This is a genomic window from Clostridioides sp. ZZV15-6383 (assembly GCF_020657735.1).
In the GTDB taxonomy this organism is placed as follows: Bacteria; Bacillota; Clostridia; order Peptostreptococcales; family Peptostreptococcaceae; genus Clostridioides; species Clostridioides difficile_D.
The window spans coordinates 28586-45972 of sequence record NZ_JAGWCV010000005.1 but is presented as its reverse complement, the minus strand read 5'-3'; the positions used below and the strand labels follow the sequence as shown (position 1 = coordinate 45972).

Genomic DNA, 17387 nt, shown 5'->3' with positions numbered 1-17387 from the left:
TATATGAGCAAAGATATAAAAGAGAATAACATAAATCTAAATAAAATAGATTTAATCATACATGCTATTTATGATACGGAAACATTTAAATTATTAACAAAAAAGTTTTTTGAAATTTTTAGAATACGAAATGATTTACCCACTGAAAAGGTAAAACCTATTTTTGAAGATTTTGTATATTCTACAATTGCTGATAAGATTGATGAATTAGACACTCCTACTAAGGCCAAAAGGTTAAGAAAAAAACATAGCAAAAATGCATGGGATTTAAAGAAGAGATGGATGAGGATGACCTTAGAATCTATGAATAAGACAGCGAATAAGTTATTAAAAAAAGAATATGGAATTGTTAAGGGTGAATTTATAAAAACTGGTAGAATTATTACTGCTGCTGTAGATAGTCCTAAAGAATTACTTGAAATAAGAAAAGATTTTCTTGCACAATGGTCATCAAATTTATCTTATAACATATCTGACTACATTTATCTTGAAGAACTAAGTGACAGTAAAATTAATTCAGCATTTTCACACGATTTGATTCTATGTGTCACTAAAATATTACAAGATGAATATGAATTTGATATTAATAAGATAATTATTAAAAGTCCATCACAACTAGCTCCTGGTATATTTATACCACATAGCAGAGGAAGAAAAATAAATCACTTAAATGTAGCAAGAAAAGATGAGAATTTATATCAATCACATCCATATGATGCCATAAATGATTCTGGTACACAGATAGATATGTTTTATGAGTTTAATTTAGACCCTAATTCAAGTGATATTAAAAATATTGATGGGTTAAAATTAGAACTTACTAATCAGACAACAGAAAAGAAGGCTATCAGTAAGTTATTCTTAGACAAACAAGATTTAGATATAATTAGATTTGCTTATTCATATAGTTATTTAAATTCATATACTTTTTTCTTGTCAGATTTATTAAAGTATCTAGGATTAACAGATGCTAAAGCAAATTATCAGAAGGTAAGAGATAAATTAATGAAGTTACCATTTTATACTTTTTATACTGAGACATATGAAAAAGATGGCAGCTTAAAATCTCAAACAAGCTTCAACTTATTTTCAAGAATCCATATAGAAGAAATAAATGGAAGAAATGCTGTTCAAGTTACAAAAGCATTTGTTGAAGAAATTGAAAGAGTCTCAACTGAATTGATGTATAAAAATGAATTAAAAAAATTAAAACTACCACAGTCTATCAACTTAGCTTACTTACTTGAAGGTAGAAGAAGTTTTGAAATTAGTCAGGGAGTAAACATAGTAGATAAAAAATATACATTTGATATAGAACAACTAAAATGGTATGTACATTTAAATAATAAAAATAAACTAAAAGATAATATGAGATATATTGAAGATGGGCTTAAAGAGATTATGGAAAATCAATTTATAATAAAAAAATACGATGTAGGATATGGATATTTTGATATTTGGTTCTATGAGGATGTTGAAAAAAGAAAATGTCTAATAAATAATACAGTTTTATCTTTACCATCTTATATAGTAGATTAAAAAATAATGGTCTGTACTCCGTAGTAATTAATCTTATATATTTCTTATTACTCAAATTTAAAAAGTAAAAAATATGAATAATGGTCTCAGCTCCGTAGTAATTGTTTTTTGGCATTTTTCAAAAAGCATAAATAATGGTCTGTACTCCGTAGTAATTCAAAAAACCACTAAAAAAGCTGTTTTTTAGGGTAAAAATAATGTCGAAAAATTTTTTTTATTCTAAAATTCAGCTTTTACACCTCTTGAAATTGCTGCTCTCTAATATGAATAATGGTCTCAGCTCCGTAGTAATTTAGAAGTATTGAAATCACTATTCTCCAATATGAATAATGGTCTGTACTCCGTAGTAATTCAAATAGACAAAAACTTTTAATTTGGTTAAGATAAATTTATATAAATGTAAAATTTTTAGATTATTTTTATAATAATATATTTTTATAATAATCCATAAAAGAATAATGGTCTGTACTCCGTAGTAATTAATCTTATATAAGGAGAAAATTATGAGTATTAAATATAAAGATAAAGAATTCGTGCTTGTAGAAAAAAAGAATGTAAATGAATTAGACAACTCTAATATAAAATATATTGACCTGAAGGACAAGCAGTACTATGTAGTTACACAAGGTAGAAGAAGTAAGAGATTTAATAATGAAGATGTAAGTGAAATAAAAAAAGACTTAGATATTGGTATGAGTTTAAGAAAATGTGCTGAGAAATGGAATTGTAGTACAAGAACCATACAAGATATAAAACAAAATAAGTACTAACGAGGTATTATTTACATTTTACCTCATTAATATTATAATATTCTTATACTATAAAGGAGTTGATTTCTATGAAATGGTCAGAGGTTAGAAACTTATATCCTAATTCATTTGTAAAATTAGAAATTTTGGAATCGCATATACAAAATGAAAAGGAGTATGTAGATGAAGTAGCTCTTATAAAGGTCATTCCTAACAATAAAGACGCTTTAAAAGAATTCAACAGATGTAAAGATAAAGAAATTGTATATAACACCAAGAATAAAGAATTTGTAATAGATATCATAAAACATATTGGTATAAGAAGAGGTTTGTAGTATGAAAAATCTCAAATATAAAAATGGACTATTATATACAGATATAGAAATCTTAATTGAAAATAAAAGTATCCTTGTAAAAGATATTATCATTGAGACTGGAGCATCTCATACTATAATATCATCTTCTTATTTAGAGGAATCAGATATTGGATTTAATGATGATGATACAATTGTAAAGGCTTCTGGTTATGGTGGGACTGTTCAATATTCAGTAAGGAAATTAGTTAATAAGGTTGCTTGTGGTGATATAACTCTTGAAAATATAAAATTAGATTTTGGAGAGATTGACCCAGAAGAAAAAGTAAATGGTTTATTAGGATTAGACTTTTTAATAAATGCTAACTTGATTATTGATTTAGTAGATAATCTATTAATAAAAAAATAAAACATGTTTATATAAGGAGTTAAATACGATTATTGTAACTCATAAAGATAGATTAATTCGATTTGGATATGAATGGTTTGAGAGATTTTTAGGTAAATTCAATGTAGATATTATAGTTGTAAATAATGAAAGTCTTTCACCAAAAGAAGAATTAGTTCAAGATATAATATCAATACTTCATACTTTTAGTTGTCGCATATATGGATTAAAAAAATACAAGAAAAAATTAGAGAGGATGAAGAAGTTGAAAAGAGCATACAAAATAGAAATTAATCCTACTACTGAACAAAAATCTAAAATACATCAAACGATTGGCGTTAGTAGATTTATATATAACTTTTATATTGCTCACAATAAAGAAGTTTATGAGAGTAAAGGTGAATTTATAAGCGGTATGGATTTTTCTAAATGGTTAAATAATGAATATATTCCTAATAATCAAGATATGAAATGGATTAAAGATGTATCTTCTAAGGCTACAAAACAAGCTATTATGAATGGAGATAAAGCCTTTAAAGATTTCTTTAAAAAAACTAAAGGTTTTCCTAAGTTCAAGAAAAAGAAAAATCAAGATGTTAAAGCATATTTTCCGAAGAATAACAAAACTGATTGGACTATTGAAAGGCATAGGGTCAAAATACCTACTCTTGGTTGGGTAAGACTAAAAGAATTTGGATATATACCAACAAATTCAATAGTTAAAAGTGGTACAGTAAGTCAAAAATCTGATAGATACTATGTATCTATATTAGTTGAGGAAGATGATATTCAAGTATCTAAATGTACTAATGAAGGAATAGGTATTGACTTAGGAATTAAAGATTTTGCAATATGTTCAAATGGAAGTAAATTTAAAAATATAAACAAGACCTCAACCGTCAAAAAAGTTGAAAAGAAATTAAAAAGAGAACAAAGAAAACTTTCAAGAAAATATGAGAGTTTAAAAGTAAGAAATAAAAATATAAAAGAAGGAGTAGCTACTCGTCAAAATATCCAAAAACAGATAGTCAAAGTACAAAAAATTCATCAAAGATTAGCTAATATAAGAACTGATTATATTAATAAAACAGTATCCCAGGTAATAGAGCAAAAACCAAGCTATATAACCATTGAAGATTTAAATGTTACTGGAATGATGAAGAATAAGCATTTATCAAAGGCGATATCAAGTCAGAAGTTTTTTGAATTTAAAACTAAACTAACTGCTAAGTGTAAGCAAAATAATATAGAACTTAGAGTAGTTGACAGATGGTATCCATCATCAAAAACTTGTAGCCAATGTGGAGAGGTTAATAAAAGTTTAAAGCTTAAAGATAGAGTGTACAAATGTGAATGTGGATTATCTATTGATAGAGATTTAAATGCAAGTATTAATCTTAAAAATGCTAAAAAATATAAGATAGCTTAAAATCAAAAGCACTTATATATGTACGGAGGGCTAACTTCGGAATTTAAGCCTTTGGAGAACTATACCAAATCGTAGTAGCTTAGACAAGGCGAGGTTCAATGAAGAAGGAAAAATCTCGATATGGATATATTTGACCATATTTTGAGTAGCAGTTATCACAATATGAGTATTAAATATAAAGATAAAGTAGTCTTTATTGTAGATAGTTCAGAAAAAGAGAAACTAGATAAATCAGGAATCGCATATGAAACTTTAGAAAATGAAAATTATTATGTAGTCCAGCAGGGAAGAAGAAGTAAAAGATTTGATAATGAAATGCAAAACCAAATTAGAAAAGAATTGGAAAATAATACTATTAGGGCAATTGCTAAAAAATATAAGACAAGTACAGGGATAATACAAAGTATAAAAGATTTTAAATACTAATTTTGTTTCTTCATTTACAATAAGAAACAAAATTAGTATAATAAGTTTATAAGAATATTATAACTTTTAATACCAAGGAGCGAATTATGAGTATTAAATATAATAATGAAAAAGTATTTTTGGTAAGTGAAAATGATAAAGAAAAATTAGAAAAAGCTGGTATAAACTTTGTGAGTTTAGATGGAAATTATTATGTGGTTTCTCAAGGTAAGAAACCTAAAAAGTTTACAGATAATGAAATAAGAGAAATTAAAAAAGATTTAGATAGTGGTATGAGTTTAAAAGATGCAGAGAAAAAGTATAGATGCAGCAAAAATACAATTATAAAAATAAAAAGGGGTAACTATTAGCAGGTTTAATTACTTACTTTTTGAACTAGTATGTGTTATAATATACCTATGAGATTATATAGGAGTGATTTTAGATGTTAGAAAATTTGATAAAAGAATACTTTTTAGATTCCTTTTGCATTGAAAATATTAATACAGATATGAAGAATTTAGAAATAAAAATAGACAATATATATAATTGCTTAATTAATACTTTGAATGAAAATCAGAAGAAACTATTATCTCAATTTGATGAATTACAAATAGAATTGAAACAATTAGAGATGTTTCAAAGTTACAAAAATGGATTAATAGAAGGAATTAAATTTACTTAAAATTTAGAAAAGGAGGATTATAATATGCAAGAATTAAAACCAGTTGCTAGAATATCAAAATCAAAATTAAAAGATATCTTAGATGTTTTTAAAACTTCTATAAGAAAAGTAGAAAAAATAGATTATTCTGCTTGTAATTCTTGTGCAATAAAAAATAATCCTTCTTTTGATAGTAATAAATTAAATGAATTTTGTTCAAATTGTCCTAAATTAAAAACTATATCAGAGTTTTCTTATGTTACAGAAAAAGAAACAGAACTAGGTACAATAGAGATTGTAACTAATAGAAATAAATGTATTGCTTTAAGTAAGAGTACTATAAAGCAATATTTGGCATATCATTTTATAGTGTCTAATAAAAATTATGTTAGAAAATCAGTATCATTTCAAAATATAGCTGATATATGCAATGTCTCTGTTGTTACAGCCAGACATAACCATAATGTATTACTACAAGTTGGATTAGTTTATTCCACAGAAATAAAAAGAGGTAAATTCGATATAGTCATAGATGAAGAGTATAAAAATCATCTTAAAAAAGAAGATGGTGGAAAAGGTTACTTGACTATGTCATTAGATACTTTAAATCACTTATTAAGTTTTGAAAATGTAAATGAATTAAAGCTTGAAATTAAAAAGTTAATTTGGGCTGATGCTAAAGGAAGTAAGTTAGGTAAAAGAATACGATTTAAAAAAGATAATCTTATCTCTATACTTCCAGAATACATAAAGAAATCAAACAAGCGTACAGAAGCCTTTTTAAGAAGTTCTAAAACTTTATTTGATATAAGTAATGATACAATAGATACAAAGCGTTACGAGACGAAAGAAACTATCTCAGAGAAATATACAGAACCAATTAGAATACAAATCTCAAAATTCTTCGATGATACTGGTTGCTCTTTGAGTTCTAATTATAGTAAAGTGTTATCTCAAATAAATTTAGATAGATATAATTTATTTGAAGAAGATTTAAGAAGTAAATTAGAGGCGGAAAAAGATATTATTATAAATGACTTGGTTGGATTGTCAGTGCAGTATGGAGTTAACAGAGTTTTAGCAGCACTAGATTATATGTTTAATAAATATACAATTGATGAAGAAGATACAAATTATAATGAAATACGTAATCCCGGTGCGTTTATAAGAACATTGATTGTTCAGAGCATAAATAAAAATGGAAGTTTAGCAATAGCAATTTAATACATGGAGTAGTTCAAAAAAATTGATTTTGGCTACTCCTATTAGTGTTTGTGTTCAAATTATAAAATACTTAAATAGAGCTATAAAGAGTGTAAAATCTCTTATTGGCTCTATTTTTTATGCTTATTTTCATTAAATTCTATACACAATAGAAAGTTTTTTATACATATATAAAACTTAATTTTCTATTATAAAAATATAATTATACAAATTAATAAGAAACTTATTCAAAAAAAATAAGAATACATCTACAATATATTCTTATTCAAACTTATATTTTGTTATATTCATTGTAATTACTTTGATGTATAGTTTTTTCTTATTTTCTAATTATTGAATTTAATTTTTGTATTAATTGCTATTAATAATTTCTGTATTAAACTAATGAATAAGTGATAATTATGAAACTTATCTTACAAAATTATAAAATATCAAATATATATTGCATTAAGTAATAACGTTCAAAGTGTTATATAAATATATGTTATTGCTTTTTATTTGCTTTATTTTTACAAATTATCCCATAAGTATACTATAATTGTCTTGAGGAAAGTAATCATATAGAGGGAGAAATTAGGGAATGGATAGATTTGAAATATTAAAATATTTGGAATTTGATGTTTGGCATTCAGAATGGCCATTAGAGCTTCTCAAAGGGGCTATAACAAAAGATAATGCTACTGGTAATTTATTATTACAATTAAAAATGTGTAATATATTTGATAAGGAGATAAAGTCTGCATATTTTACAATAGAATGTTTTAATGATGTAGGAGATTTAGTTGACAAAGACAAAAAATATGTTTATCAGGATATCAATATCGAACCTTATAGGGATTTTGGTGATGATGTTGCAATTGAACTTAATGATAATACAATAAGAAAAATAAATGTTATATTAGAACAAGTAGTATTCTATGATGATGAAGTTTGTAAGTATGAAAGAGATGAAGGAATAATTATTCCTAAACTTGTAAGTATAGATACATTAGACAATGAATTGTTAGAGGAATTAAAAAAAGATTATGAAGAATACAATTTTGAACACGAAGTTAAATATTTACCATATATAATAGAACAAAAAGCATGGAATTGTTGTTGCGGAAGAATTAATACTTTAAAAAATGAAGAATGTGTCAATTGTAATAGGAATAGAACAATTCAATTAGAAAAAATCAATAAGGAACACTTAAAAAACCTAAATAGAATAATTTTAGAGAAAAAATTAAAAAATAATGAAAAAGAGAATGTTGAAAAATTAAAGAATAAAAAAAGTAAAATAAAAATAATTACATTAATAAGTATTTGTTTATTAATAAGTATATTTGTTGGTAAAAAGATTTTTTATACATATAATCTTTCAAATAAAATAGAGCATAATTCTAAAACTCAAGATTTTATTACTATAAATAGAAGTTTGGATATTAATGACATGGTGTGTAAATTGGAAAATAATGGAACTGTGACTGTAAACACAAAATTTAAAGATAAGAATATCAATACAAGTTCTTGGAATCATGTAGTATCTATAGATTGTGACTCTGGAAATATAGTTGGATTAAAGAAAGATGGAACTGTAGTTGCAACTGGTGATAATGATTATGGGCAATGTAATGTATCAGATTGGAAAAATATGGTTGAAGTAAAATGTAAAAATAAACTTACAGTTGGAATAGATATGAATGGTGAAATATTTAAAACTGGATTTTCAGAAACAGAATTTGATACTTTTAATTGGGAAAGAATAGAAAAAATATATTTAGAAGAAAATTATATAGCTGGATTAAAAAAAGATGGGACTGTAGTAATTGCCGGATTTGAAGATAATAATTTTGATGTATCAAATTGGAATGATATATCTGATATAAAAACTGACTATTCATGTATAGTTGGATTAAAAAAAGATGGAACAGTGGTAATAACAGGTGAGAATTACTATAATTCTTCTAATTTAGAATATTGGAATGACATAGATAAAATTGAAACATATTCTAACAGGGCTATAGTAGGAATAAAAAAAGATGGAACAATTATGTATGAATTTGGTGATTCTTTTAGAAAATTAAATATTGAAACTTGGAGCGATATAAAATCTATAAAAATAGGGGCTAGGTATGGCTTCTCTGATGAGGAATATAAATCATATTTAATTCCATATATAGTAGGGTTAAAAAATAATGGACAAGTTGTATATGATAGTGATAAAGAAATAGAGTTTTTAATAGATGTATTAGAATGGAAAGATATTGATAAAATATGTTTAGGTGATAAAAATATTGAATTTATAATGGGAATAAAATCTAATGGAGAAAAAAATTAATAGGGAAAGAAGAAACATTGGATTTATTTTAATATTATTAAATGATTTAGGGGGAAGAAAAAATGAAAAATTATATAGCAAGATGTTTATCAAATATGGGTGTATTATTGGCGGGTATACAAGTATTAGCAGGTATAATAATCATGTGTCAAAAAGTAGAAGTTCCATATGATTACCTATCAGATACTTATGAACAATATAGTCCTATTATGATTGGTATTGGTGCTGGAGTGATAGTTAGTGGAATAGTTATATGTTTAGTTTTAAAAGGATTGGCAGAGTTAGTTGAAAATTCTACTAATCAAATGGAATATCAGAAAGGGATATTAACTCTATTGAAAAATAACAATGGTATTATTAATGAATATGAAAATATTAGCAAAGTCAAGCTAGAAAAGCAATTTACAAATGAAGAATTACCAAGACTATAGACAAATATAAACCAGTTCAATATGAGCTGGTTTTATTATATTCCAATAGTAAAATTGCATGTATTTATATATAAACTTATTATTATAATACAATAAAATTGACTTGTCAAGTGATTTATGGTATAATATAAATTATTAGATAGTAAAAGCATTGTACCTAAGTTGCAATATCTAAAGTCCAGTTCTGGAGGTATAATATATGTATAAAATTGGTGAAAATGTAATGTATCCTAAAGAAGGAGCATGTTATGTGAGTGATATTGTAACAAAAGAAATAAACCATCAAGAACAAAAATATTATGAATTAATAGTTATTTTTAATAGTAGTCTTAAAATTTCTATACCAGTTAAAAATGCTAATAAGATTGGTGTACGTAGAGTTATTAATGAAGGTGAAATTAATAAGCTCATTCAAGATATTGATAAGAGCAACGATATATGGGTGTTGGATAGAAAAGAGAGATTTAAATTGTATGACAAAAAACTTAAGTCAGGAAATACATTTGAAATAATAAGGTTGATTAAAATGCTTGTAATACAAAACTCTGAAAAGAAATTATGTAGTACAGATAAAGATTTTTTAGTTAAGGCTCAGAAATTTGCCTTATCAGAATTAGCTGCTACTCAATGTAAATCTTATGAATCTGTATTGAAAGAGATGTCAGAACATATTTTAAACTAAAAATAACTAAACCAGCCAATAGACTGGTCTTATTTTTTTTGACTAATAATTGATGTTAATTGTGTCAAATCTATATAAAAAATATATAATATAATTATCTAATTACATATAAATACTAGATTTATTTTTTAAATTCTCAAGAAATTCTTTAAAAATATTCTATTAAAACTCAGTACTAATTAAGGTGCTGTTTTTTTTATGTAACAGTAAATTATATTAATGTAACAATATATTCTACATACATAAAATGATAAAATAACCATTTATAATACATTAAATTACATTAAATCAAAAAAGTATATGTCGAAAACATGTAATATTAAATAAATATATACTTTAAGGAGTGATTTAATGATTATAACTATTTGTGAAAATGATGATATGCAAAGAGATATCATCTATGATTTTGTTAAGATATTTTTAACTAAAATCAAGATAAAACATTATGACATTTTAATGTTTAAGAATGGGGAAGAACTGTTAGAAGAATATCCAAACAAAGTAGATTTAATTTTAATGGATATAAATTTAGGAGGCAGAAATGGGTTTGATATTTCAAAAGACATTAGAAAATTTGATAAAGATGTAAGAATAATTTTTGTAAATGTATCAGAGAAATATGCTATCAAATGCTATGAGATAAATGCATTTAGATATATGATAAAACCAATATATTATAAAGAGTTTGAAAAATATATGCTTGACTTTGCAATTGATTGGAGAAAAAGAGAGGCTATTATTACAATAAAAAGAAAAAAACAAATAATAAAAATAGAGGAACATAATATTTTATTTGTTGAAATAGTGAATAGAAAATTAAGAGTTGTTACTAAAAATGAAGAACATATAATAAATGATAAAATGGATATATTTGAAGAAAAGTTAAAAGAGGATATATTTTTTAGATGCCATAAGAGCTATCTTATAAATTTACTTGAGGTAACTAATTTCAATTATAATTTTGTTTATTTAACGAGCGAGAAAATAAAAATTAAAGTGGCTCCTAAAAAGACCAAAAAACTTAAAGAGAAATTAGCAAATTTTTTTAGGGAAATAATATGGTAAATTAAAGAAAAATTTTGATAATCGAATATATGTTCTTGATAAAAGTATGTGTACAAGATATAATATTATTAGTAGGAAAATAGGAAAAATATTAATATTTTTGAACATTTTGACATTAATTGTGATTTTAGTGTTGAATTTCTGTTAAAAAAATCTTATTATTTAATCATAGAAATCTACTGTTATAGAGTAGAAGATTGTTAATTATAAATGACTTTAAGCTATCTGAGATAAAATTTTTTGTTCCTAAAAAGAACGAATGTTCTGCTAAAGTATAGAATGAGAGGATGTTTATTAAAAGATGTTAGATTATCTTACTTAATTCATAATGCATATATGGGGGTTCTGTAATAATGAAAAAACAAGTCACAAAAGAAATACTTAAAATGCTAGAAAAAATGGATTTATCTTATTTACTCATAATTAAAAGCTTTGTATCCAAATTAAAATAGCCCTTATTGGGCTATTTGCTAAGTTTATCAATTACTTTCTGTATAACTTCTCTTTCGTCATCAGTAAGTTCAGCAAATGTTAAGAATACTTTTTTTAAAAATTCATCATTGCTTGAAAATGTCTTACCCATCATTGCTGCTAATTCAATATCATCTATATTTTTAAACATTTCTCCATTTCCATTTCGCAACCAATCTTCATTTACATTAAAAACTTCACATATTTGAGATATATGACGCTCAGTAATATTTCTTTCTCCATTTTCTAATTTTGAAATAGATGCGGATGTTAATTTTAATTTATCACCAAATTCTTTCTGAGATAAACCTAATTCTTTTCTTAGTTTTTTTAAATTACATATCATTGTGTTCAAGTCATCACCTCCAATAATTAAATTATACAGTTCTATATTGACAAAGTCAATAAAAATGGCTTAAATATGAAACAAAGTACAAAATAATATTGACAAAGTATAATTAAAAATATACAATGTATTTATAACGATAAAATAAAAATGTTTGAAATTAATAAAGGAGGGTGAGTTCATGAAAAATAAAAGGTATAAAGAATTAATAAAAATGATATATTCATTTAAAAATATAACAAATAAAAATCAAAATATTGTATATGAATTATCTTTAGAAATTATCTCTAATAGAAAAAATAGAATAGGAGGAGTGATTGAAAATGAAAGATATCAAAGTTAGAGGTCAACAGAAATTCATGAATTTAGAAATACCAGTTATTGAAGGTGGGTTTGGAGAAGATAAAAAATGTATGTCAGATAAAACTATAGCTGAGATGCATAATATGGAAACCAAGAATGTAAGAGCTAGAATAAATAGTAATATAGCTAGATTTAAAAAAGAAGTTGATTATATTGATTTAAAAGTTGCTTATGAGACAAGCGACAATTTGCAAACCTTGAAAGCACTTGGTTATAGTAATATGCAAATATCAAAAGCTGATAATATTTATCTTTTATCTGAAAGAGGATATTCAAAATTAATTAAGATAATGGATACTGATTTAGCTTGGGAGATACACGATAAAATAATGGATGAATACTTCAATATGAGAGAACAACTCATAGATAGTTATATGATACAAGATTCTATTGAAAGAGCTAAAAGATGGATAGAAGAAGAAAAAGAAAGATTATTACTTAAAGAAACAATTCAAGTTCAGCAACCTAAAGTAGAATATCATGACAAAGTATTAAATCCTGAAAAATTAGTTACTACAACAGATATTGCTAAAGATTTAGGCATGACAGCTCAAGCATTGAATAAATTACTACATTTAAATAGAATTATATATCCAGAAAGAATAAATGGTCGAATAAAGTGTTGGAAACCATATAGTGATTATTTGTGGTTAGTACCAGAATACGCTGACTTTAAAATAACAGAACATGATACACAGCTTAAATGGACTGAAATAGGTAGGAAATGGCTGATAGAATTTGTAGAGAGTATTAAAAAGGTAAGTTAAATTAACTCTTACAAAGCACATTAAAAACTGAATATTCAAATAAATACAATCATAAATAAAAAGGTTTATAATTGCACATTTTTACAAATGAAGTATGAAACTATTGAGTTTAACTTTATTTGTAATTTACAAATAAAGTTAAATTGGGTGATATAATTAAAAAAATACTTAAGTTTATGAAAAATATTGAAGACAGAGAGAGGTGTAATTTTCAAAAACAAAATGTTTAAAGGAGGAAATTAAATGAGCAATCTAATTTTAGTAAATGATAAAAAATTACAAGCAAAGGAATTCAAAGGTAAAAGAGTAGTTACATTTAAAGAAATTGACTTTGTACATGAGAGAGCTGAAGGTACAGCTAAAAGAAATTTTTCAGAGAATAAAAAATACTTTATAGAAAATATTGATTATTTTATAGCTAAAAAATCTGATTTTGAAAAGTACGAAAATCATACTTTAGAAATTCCGAATCGAGGTTTGACTTTAATAACTGAAAGTGGTTATCTAATGTTGGTAAAATCTCTAACAGATAATTTAGCATGGACAGTTCAAAGAGAATTAATAAATAATTACTTTAGAGTTCAAAGAGAAGAATTTGATTTACCAACTACATATAAAGAAGCATTACAACATCTTCTAGTCAAAGTTGAAGAGAATGAAAAATTACAAATAGAAAATGAAGAAATGAAACCAAAAGTAAGTTATCATGATAAAGTTTTAAATCCTGAAAAATTAGTTACTACAACAGATATAGCGAAAGATTTAGGAATGACAGCACAAGGTTTAAATGTTTTGCTGTATACGAATAAGATAATATATCCAGTTAAAAAAAATGGAAGAACAAAATGTTGGAAACCTTATAAGGATTATCAATGGTTAATACCTGAATATGCAGATTTTAAAATAAGTGAATATGATACACAATTAAAATGGACTGAGATAGGTAGAAAATGGTTGATAGAATTTGTAGAGAGTATTAAGAAGATAAGTTAAATTAAAAATTTAAAATGTACTTTGAAAATTGAATAGTTGATACAAATTTATATATTAACATGGAGGTAGTTAATGGAGGATTTAAAAATAGTAGAAGAAAAAGGAATTATCAAAATATATACAACTGATGAAGATGTTAAGGTTGTAAATGGTAGAGAACTTTGGGAAGGATTAGGAGTTAAACAACAATTTTCAGACTGGATAGAAACAAACTTAAGAAATGTAGATGCTGGTCAAAATGAGTTTTACCTTTTAAAAGGTAAAACCTCTAAACAAGGTGGAAGACCTACAGATGAATACATAATTAAATTAGAAATAGCAAAAGAAATTTGTATGATAGCCGGAATAAGTCCAAGAGCAAGTAAGGAACTTAGAGAAAATTCAAAGAAATATAGAAAGTACTTAATAGAGGTAGAAAAGAAATATCAAAAAATAAAAGAAACTTTAGATACTAGTAAGCTTAGTCCAGATTTACAAATGTTTAAGAGAATATTTGATACAGTAGCAAAACAAGAACTTGAACAAAATCAATTAAAACAAGTATTAAAAGAAACAAAAGAAGAAATACAAGGAATTAGAGAGGTAATTTCATTAAGTCATAAAAATTGGAGGGATGATACAAATAAGATAATCAAGCAAATAGGTAATAAACAAGGAGAATTTAACTTCATTAGAAATGAAAGTTATGAACTTTTGGATAATCGTTTTGGAGTAGACTTAAAAACTAGATTAAATAATAAAAGAAAAAGAATGAGAGAAGAAGGTATATCCAAATCAAAAATAGATAAAACAAACTTTTTAGATGTTATAGCAGAGGATAAGAAATTAATTGAAGGGTATATATCTATTGTAAAAGATATGGCGATTAAATATGGTATATTAATTAGAAATACTTAATTTGTATATTGATAAATAAATATTTGGAATATGGAGGAATGAAAATGAAAGTAGATTTATCTAAAATTGAATTTTTAATAAGTGAAGCAACAAATGTTAATTTGAGCTTAGAAGAACTTAATGTAGCAAAAGAGATACTTAATACATTAAATAAAAACGCAAAAAGCATCTCATCTCCAATTGATATATTAGTATTTTGTAAAGATGCACTTAGATACAATCCTGTCTCAGAATTTATTTATACTGAGCTCTAACTGTTCTATGTGCTTCTCTTAGAGCATGATATATTTGATGGTATAAAGCTTCATACTCATAAGCATATTCTTCCACAGTTTTACCTTTCAAATCATAATTAGCATCCAAATACCTAATTGTAAGTTCATGCACTTTGTCTATACCAGCTAAACTATCAGACATAGTTGCCACCACCTTTAATAAAAATTAAGAACATATGTAAATATTTCTTGAATTAATTATATCAAATAAACAAGTTATAGAATAGAGGTATGAAATGATAGAGCAAATATTGAATAAAAGAGGTAGTCTATTAAATTTAGCAAGTGAGTACTTGACAGAACAAGACTACCTCAACTTTCAAAGATGGTATACATATATACATAGAAAGAAAGATGCTTATGAGGCTTCTATAAATGAATATTTAAATTATAAGGATGACAAAAAGTTAGTAATGTATGTATTTAATTTAAAATTTCAAGAAGCTCTCACAGAAATATAATATTACTAAAAATGGTGATTGAGATGAATTATAATTATATAACTAAAATTGACCTAAAATATGGAAATACGCAATTTGGATTTGATAAATATAATGACGCTTTAAATAAGTACAGAGAACTTAAAGAAGAATTTAAGTATGTTCCATGTATTATAAAACTACATTCATATATAGCACACCAAGATTTATATGTGAAAGAAATTAAAGCTGATGGTTTTGAAAAGAAATATTCAGATATTAAAAATTTAATAAAATTGTTTAAAGAACATAAACAAAATATATCAGATGAACTAAGTCTTTGTGATAAGAAAAAGGAAGAAGTATTACATGTAATAGAAGAAATGAATTTAGATACAACTTCTTTAAATGATAAGATTGATACCATTAAAGAATTAAAAAATATTTTAGTTAAAAGGAGGTTAGTAAAATATGAGTTAAACAAATATTTAGCATTTGATAATACTTTAAATGAAATTAATCAAAAACTAGATAAGTATGAAACTAAATATAAACCACTAGAGAATCAAGGGAAGAGTAAATTTAAGAAAAATAAAAAGTAGGTGATTAAATGCATGATGTAAAAATAGAAACAAATCGAAATATAACAAAAGTTATAATTAATGGACATGATATAGGTGATATTATTGGATGTAAAATAATAAGTTCATTTGTTGAAAGTGGAATGAAAAATGAACTTACTATTAAACTATCTGTGAAAAATTTAGAAATTATTACTAATTAGATTGGTTATAACATTAGATGCAATTTCAGTTAAAACATTAATAGATGTAGAACCAACTTTTGAAGCAACTTCTTTAGTTTTATTCCAATTTGTGTTTAAACGTACATTAGCTAAGAATTCATGACCTAAAGGTGTTAAATCATCAATAGTACAATGAGCTGAAGTCCAAGAAATTCTGGTAAAAAAACCGTATAAATTACATTGCCTTATATGATATGAAATCTCTTCATCATTATATCTTTGTAATAAGTCATAGTTGTTTTCTTCTTTTCTGTTATAATACATGACTTGAGAGAAACTTGTATTTTCTTCTACAGTCAATAATAAATCTCTAATACAATCAGGGTTTAGTTTCATAATGTTACCACCTTTTAAATTAATTTGAATTTCTTAAGTTAATTATATCAAATATATAGTTGGGGTACATAAATTTTTTAGGATGATTGAAAAATGTGGTTGTAAATGTAATAAGAAAAATTATAAGGAGGTATATATGGAGAATAAGGTTGAATTAACGCAGGAAGATGTCAAAAGTGTTTTTGTTGCTTTAAATACTATTAAATATATCTGTGAGAAATCTAAGCATTGTAAAAATTGTCCTCTTGGATATATGGAGAATGTAGAGGAACATAATTGTATGTTATATAGATTAATGAAAAATGATTTATTACCAGTTGATTGGTGTATAAAAGAGGTTCCAAGATTATTAGATACAACATCTATTTAAAGGCAATAAGGAGGTGTGCAAAATGAAAAATAAGCCTGTAAGTGTTAAAAAATGTGAATGTGGAGGAGATATATATGAACTTAATACAAAATTAGGCATTATATATCAATGTAAAAATTGTGGCGAGATGTATAA

The 17387-nt window shown here is 24.9% G+C and carries 25 protein-coding genes and 1 pseudogene; 23 read left to right on the top strand and 3 right to left on the bottom strand.

Annotation, left to right across the window (positions count from 1 at the left end):
- The first annotated feature begins 3 nt into the window (after positions 1–3).
- The 14 genes and pseudogenes from KGF42_RS03510 to KGF42_RS03450 all read left to right on the top strand — a co-directional run bounded on the left by KGF42_RS03510 (position 4) and on the right by KGF42_RS03450 (position 11210).
- Positions 4–1539 carry a hypothetical protein gene (locus KGF42_RS03510; RefSeq protein WP_227825739.1) on the top strand — a complete coding sequence of 512 codons (1536 nt, stop codon included), beginning with the start codon at positions 4–6 and terminating at the stop codon, positions 1537–1539.
- A gap of 503 nt (positions 1540–2042) precedes the next feature.
- The gene (locus KGF42_RS03505; RefSeq protein ID WP_227825738.1) at positions 2043–2309 is read left to right on the top strand and encodes a helix-turn-helix domain containing protein; all 267 of its coding nucleotides are present in this window, start codon (positions 2043–2045) and stop codon (positions 2307–2309) included.
- Between the two features lie 68 nt (positions 2310–2377).
- Positions 2378–2623 (top strand): hypothetical protein, encoded by a 246-nt coding sequence (locus tag KGF42_RS03500; RefSeq protein ID WP_227825737.1) that lies wholly within the window; start codon positions 2378–2380, stop codon positions 2621–2623.
- 1 nt (position 2624) lies between these two features.
- Positions 2625–3011 (top strand): retropepsin-like aspartic protease, encoded by a 387-nt coding sequence (locus KGF42_RS03495; RefSeq protein ID WP_227825736.1) that lies wholly within the window; start codon positions 2625–2627, stop codon positions 3009–3011.
- Positions 3012–3033: 22 nt separating this feature from the next.
- Positions 3034–3284 (top strand): annotated as a pseudogene (locus KGF42_RS20395) (IS607 family transposase); the annotation flags it as partial.
- Positions 3256–4419 (top strand): RNA-guided endonuclease InsQ/TnpB family protein, encoded by a 1164-nt coding sequence (locus KGF42_RS03490; RefSeq protein ID WP_413926985.1) that lies wholly within the window; start codon positions 3256–3258, stop codon positions 4417–4419. The pseudogene KGF42_RS20395 and the gene KGF42_RS03490, both read left to right, overlap by 29 nt.
- A gap of 162 nt (positions 4420–4581) precedes the next feature.
- Positions 4582–4845, top strand: a complete 264-nt coding sequence (locus KGF42_RS03485; RefSeq protein ID WP_227825734.1) for a helix-turn-helix domain containing protein — start codon at positions 4582–4584, stop codon at positions 4843–4845.
- Positions 4846–4931: 86 nt separating this feature from the next.
- Positions 4932–5195 (top strand): helix-turn-helix domain containing protein, encoded by a 264-nt coding sequence (locus KGF42_RS03480; RefSeq protein ID WP_227825733.1) that lies wholly within the window; start codon positions 4932–4934, stop codon positions 5193–5195.
- A gap of 74 nt (positions 5196–5269) precedes the next feature.
- The gene (locus KGF42_RS03475; RefSeq protein ID WP_227825732.1) at positions 5270–5509 is read left to right on the top strand and encodes a DUF6809 family protein; all 240 of its coding nucleotides are present in this window, start codon (positions 5270–5272) and stop codon (positions 5507–5509) included.
- Between the two features lie 24 nt (positions 5510–5533).
- A complete protein-coding gene (locus KGF42_RS03470) occupies positions 5534–6712 on the top strand; it encodes a hypothetical protein (protein ID WP_227825731.1) in 1179 nt (392 codons plus the stop codon).
- A gap of 580 nt (positions 6713–7292) precedes the next feature.
- Positions 7293–9032: a hypothetical protein gene (locus tag KGF42_RS03465; protein WP_227825730.1), complete on the top strand. Its 1740-nt coding sequence runs from the start codon at positions 7293–7295 to the stop codon at positions 9030–9032.
- A 62-nt stretch (positions 9033–9094) separates the two neighbouring features.
- A complete protein-coding gene (locus KGF42_RS03460) occupies positions 9095–9463 on the top strand; it encodes a hypothetical protein (RefSeq protein WP_227825729.1) in 369 nt (122 codons plus the stop codon).
- Between the two features lie 199 nt (positions 9464–9662).
- Positions 9663–10145: a CarD family transcriptional regulator gene (locus tag KGF42_RS03455; protein WP_227825728.1), complete on the top strand. Its 483-nt coding sequence runs from the start codon at positions 9663–9665 to the stop codon at positions 10143–10145.
- Between the two features lie 351 nt (positions 10146–10496).
- The gene (locus tag KGF42_RS03450; RefSeq protein WP_227825727.1) at positions 10497–11210 is read left to right on the top strand and encodes a LytR/AlgR family response regulator transcription factor; all 714 of its coding nucleotides are present in this window, start codon (positions 10497–10499) and stop codon (positions 11208–11210) included.
- 463 nt (positions 11211–11673) lie between these two features.
- On the opposite strand, the gene KGF42_RS03445 is transcribed toward KGF42_RS03450, so the two are convergent.
- Positions 11674–12027 carry a helix-turn-helix domain-containing protein gene (locus KGF42_RS03445; RefSeq protein ID WP_074124351.1) on the bottom strand — a complete coding sequence of 118 codons (354 nt, stop codon included), beginning with the start codon at positions 12025–12027 and terminating at the stop codon, positions 11674–11676.
- 181 nt (positions 12028–12208) lie between these two features.
- Here KGF42_RS03445 and KGF42_RS03440 point away from each other — a divergent pair, with 181 nt between their 5' ends.
- The 5 genes from KGF42_RS03440 to KGF42_RS03420 all read left to right on the top strand — a co-directional run bounded on the left by KGF42_RS03440 (position 12209) and on the right by KGF42_RS03420 (position 15301).
- Positions 12209–12370, top strand: coding sequence for a hypothetical protein (locus KGF42_RS03440; RefSeq protein ID WP_159440025.1), 162 nt, complete (start codon positions 12209–12211; stop codon positions 12368–12370).
- Complete coding sequence (locus KGF42_RS03435) at positions 12351–13157, top strand: phage antirepressor KilAC domain-containing protein (protein ID WP_227825726.1); 807 nt, start codon at positions 12351–12353, stop codon at positions 13155–13157. The genes KGF42_RS03440 and KGF42_RS03435 overlap by 20 nt, the downstream gene beginning before the upstream one ends.
- A gap of 243 nt (positions 13158–13400) precedes the next feature.
- Positions 13401–14150 carry a phage antirepressor KilAC domain-containing protein gene (locus KGF42_RS03430; RefSeq protein ID WP_227825725.1) on the top strand — a complete coding sequence of 250 codons (750 nt, stop codon included), beginning with the start codon at positions 13401–13403 and terminating at the stop codon, positions 14148–14150.
- Between the two features lie 72 nt (positions 14151–14222).
- Positions 14223–15047, top strand: coding sequence for an antA/AntB antirepressor family protein (locus KGF42_RS03425; protein ID WP_227825724.1), 825 nt, complete (start codon positions 14223–14225; stop codon positions 15045–15047).
- Positions 15048–15091: 44 nt separating this feature from the next.
- Positions 15092–15301 carry a hypothetical protein gene (locus tag KGF42_RS03420; protein ID WP_077709634.1) on the top strand — a complete coding sequence of 70 codons (210 nt, stop codon included), beginning with the start codon at positions 15092–15094 and terminating at the stop codon, positions 15299–15301.
- Here KGF42_RS03420 and KGF42_RS03415 read toward each other — a convergent pair.
- Entirely contained in the window at positions 15282–15464 is a 183-nt protein-coding gene (locus tag KGF42_RS03415) for a hypothetical protein (protein WP_227825723.1), read from the bottom strand. The genes KGF42_RS03420 and KGF42_RS03415 overlap by 20 nt on opposite strands.
- Before the next feature lie 94 nt (positions 15465–15558).
- On the opposite strand from KGF42_RS03415, the gene KGF42_RS03410 reads away from it, so the two are divergent.
- The 3 genes from KGF42_RS03410 to KGF42_RS03400 are packed head-to-tail and all read left to right on the top strand — an operon-like array spanning position 15559 to position 16525.
- A complete protein-coding gene (locus KGF42_RS03410; RefSeq protein WP_227825722.1) occupies positions 15559–15783 on the top strand; it encodes a hypothetical protein in 225 nt (74 codons plus the stop codon).
- Positions 15784–15806: 23 nt separating this feature from the next.
- Complete coding sequence (locus KGF42_RS03405) at positions 15807–16343, top strand: hypothetical protein (protein WP_227825721.1); 537 nt, start codon at positions 15807–15809, stop codon at positions 16341–16343.
- A gap of 8 nt (positions 16344–16351) precedes the next feature.
- Complete coding sequence (locus KGF42_RS03400; protein WP_227825720.1) at positions 16352–16525, top strand: hypothetical protein; 174 nt, start codon at positions 16352–16354, stop codon at positions 16523–16525.
- Here KGF42_RS03400 and KGF42_RS03395 read toward each other — a convergent pair.
- Entirely contained in the window at positions 16505–16882 is a 378-nt protein-coding gene (locus tag KGF42_RS03395) for a DUF2513 domain-containing protein (protein ID WP_227825719.1), read from the bottom strand. The two genes, KGF42_RS03400 and KGF42_RS03395, sit on opposite strands and share 21 nt — an antisense overlap.
- A gap of 136 nt (positions 16883–17018) precedes the next feature.
- On the opposite strand from KGF42_RS03395, the gene KGF42_RS03390 reads away from it, so the two are divergent.
- Positions 17019–17252, top strand: a complete 234-nt coding sequence (locus KGF42_RS03390) for a hypothetical protein (protein WP_227825718.1) — start codon at positions 17019–17021, stop codon at positions 17250–17252.
- The last annotated feature ends 135 nt before the right edge of the window (positions 17253–17387 follow it).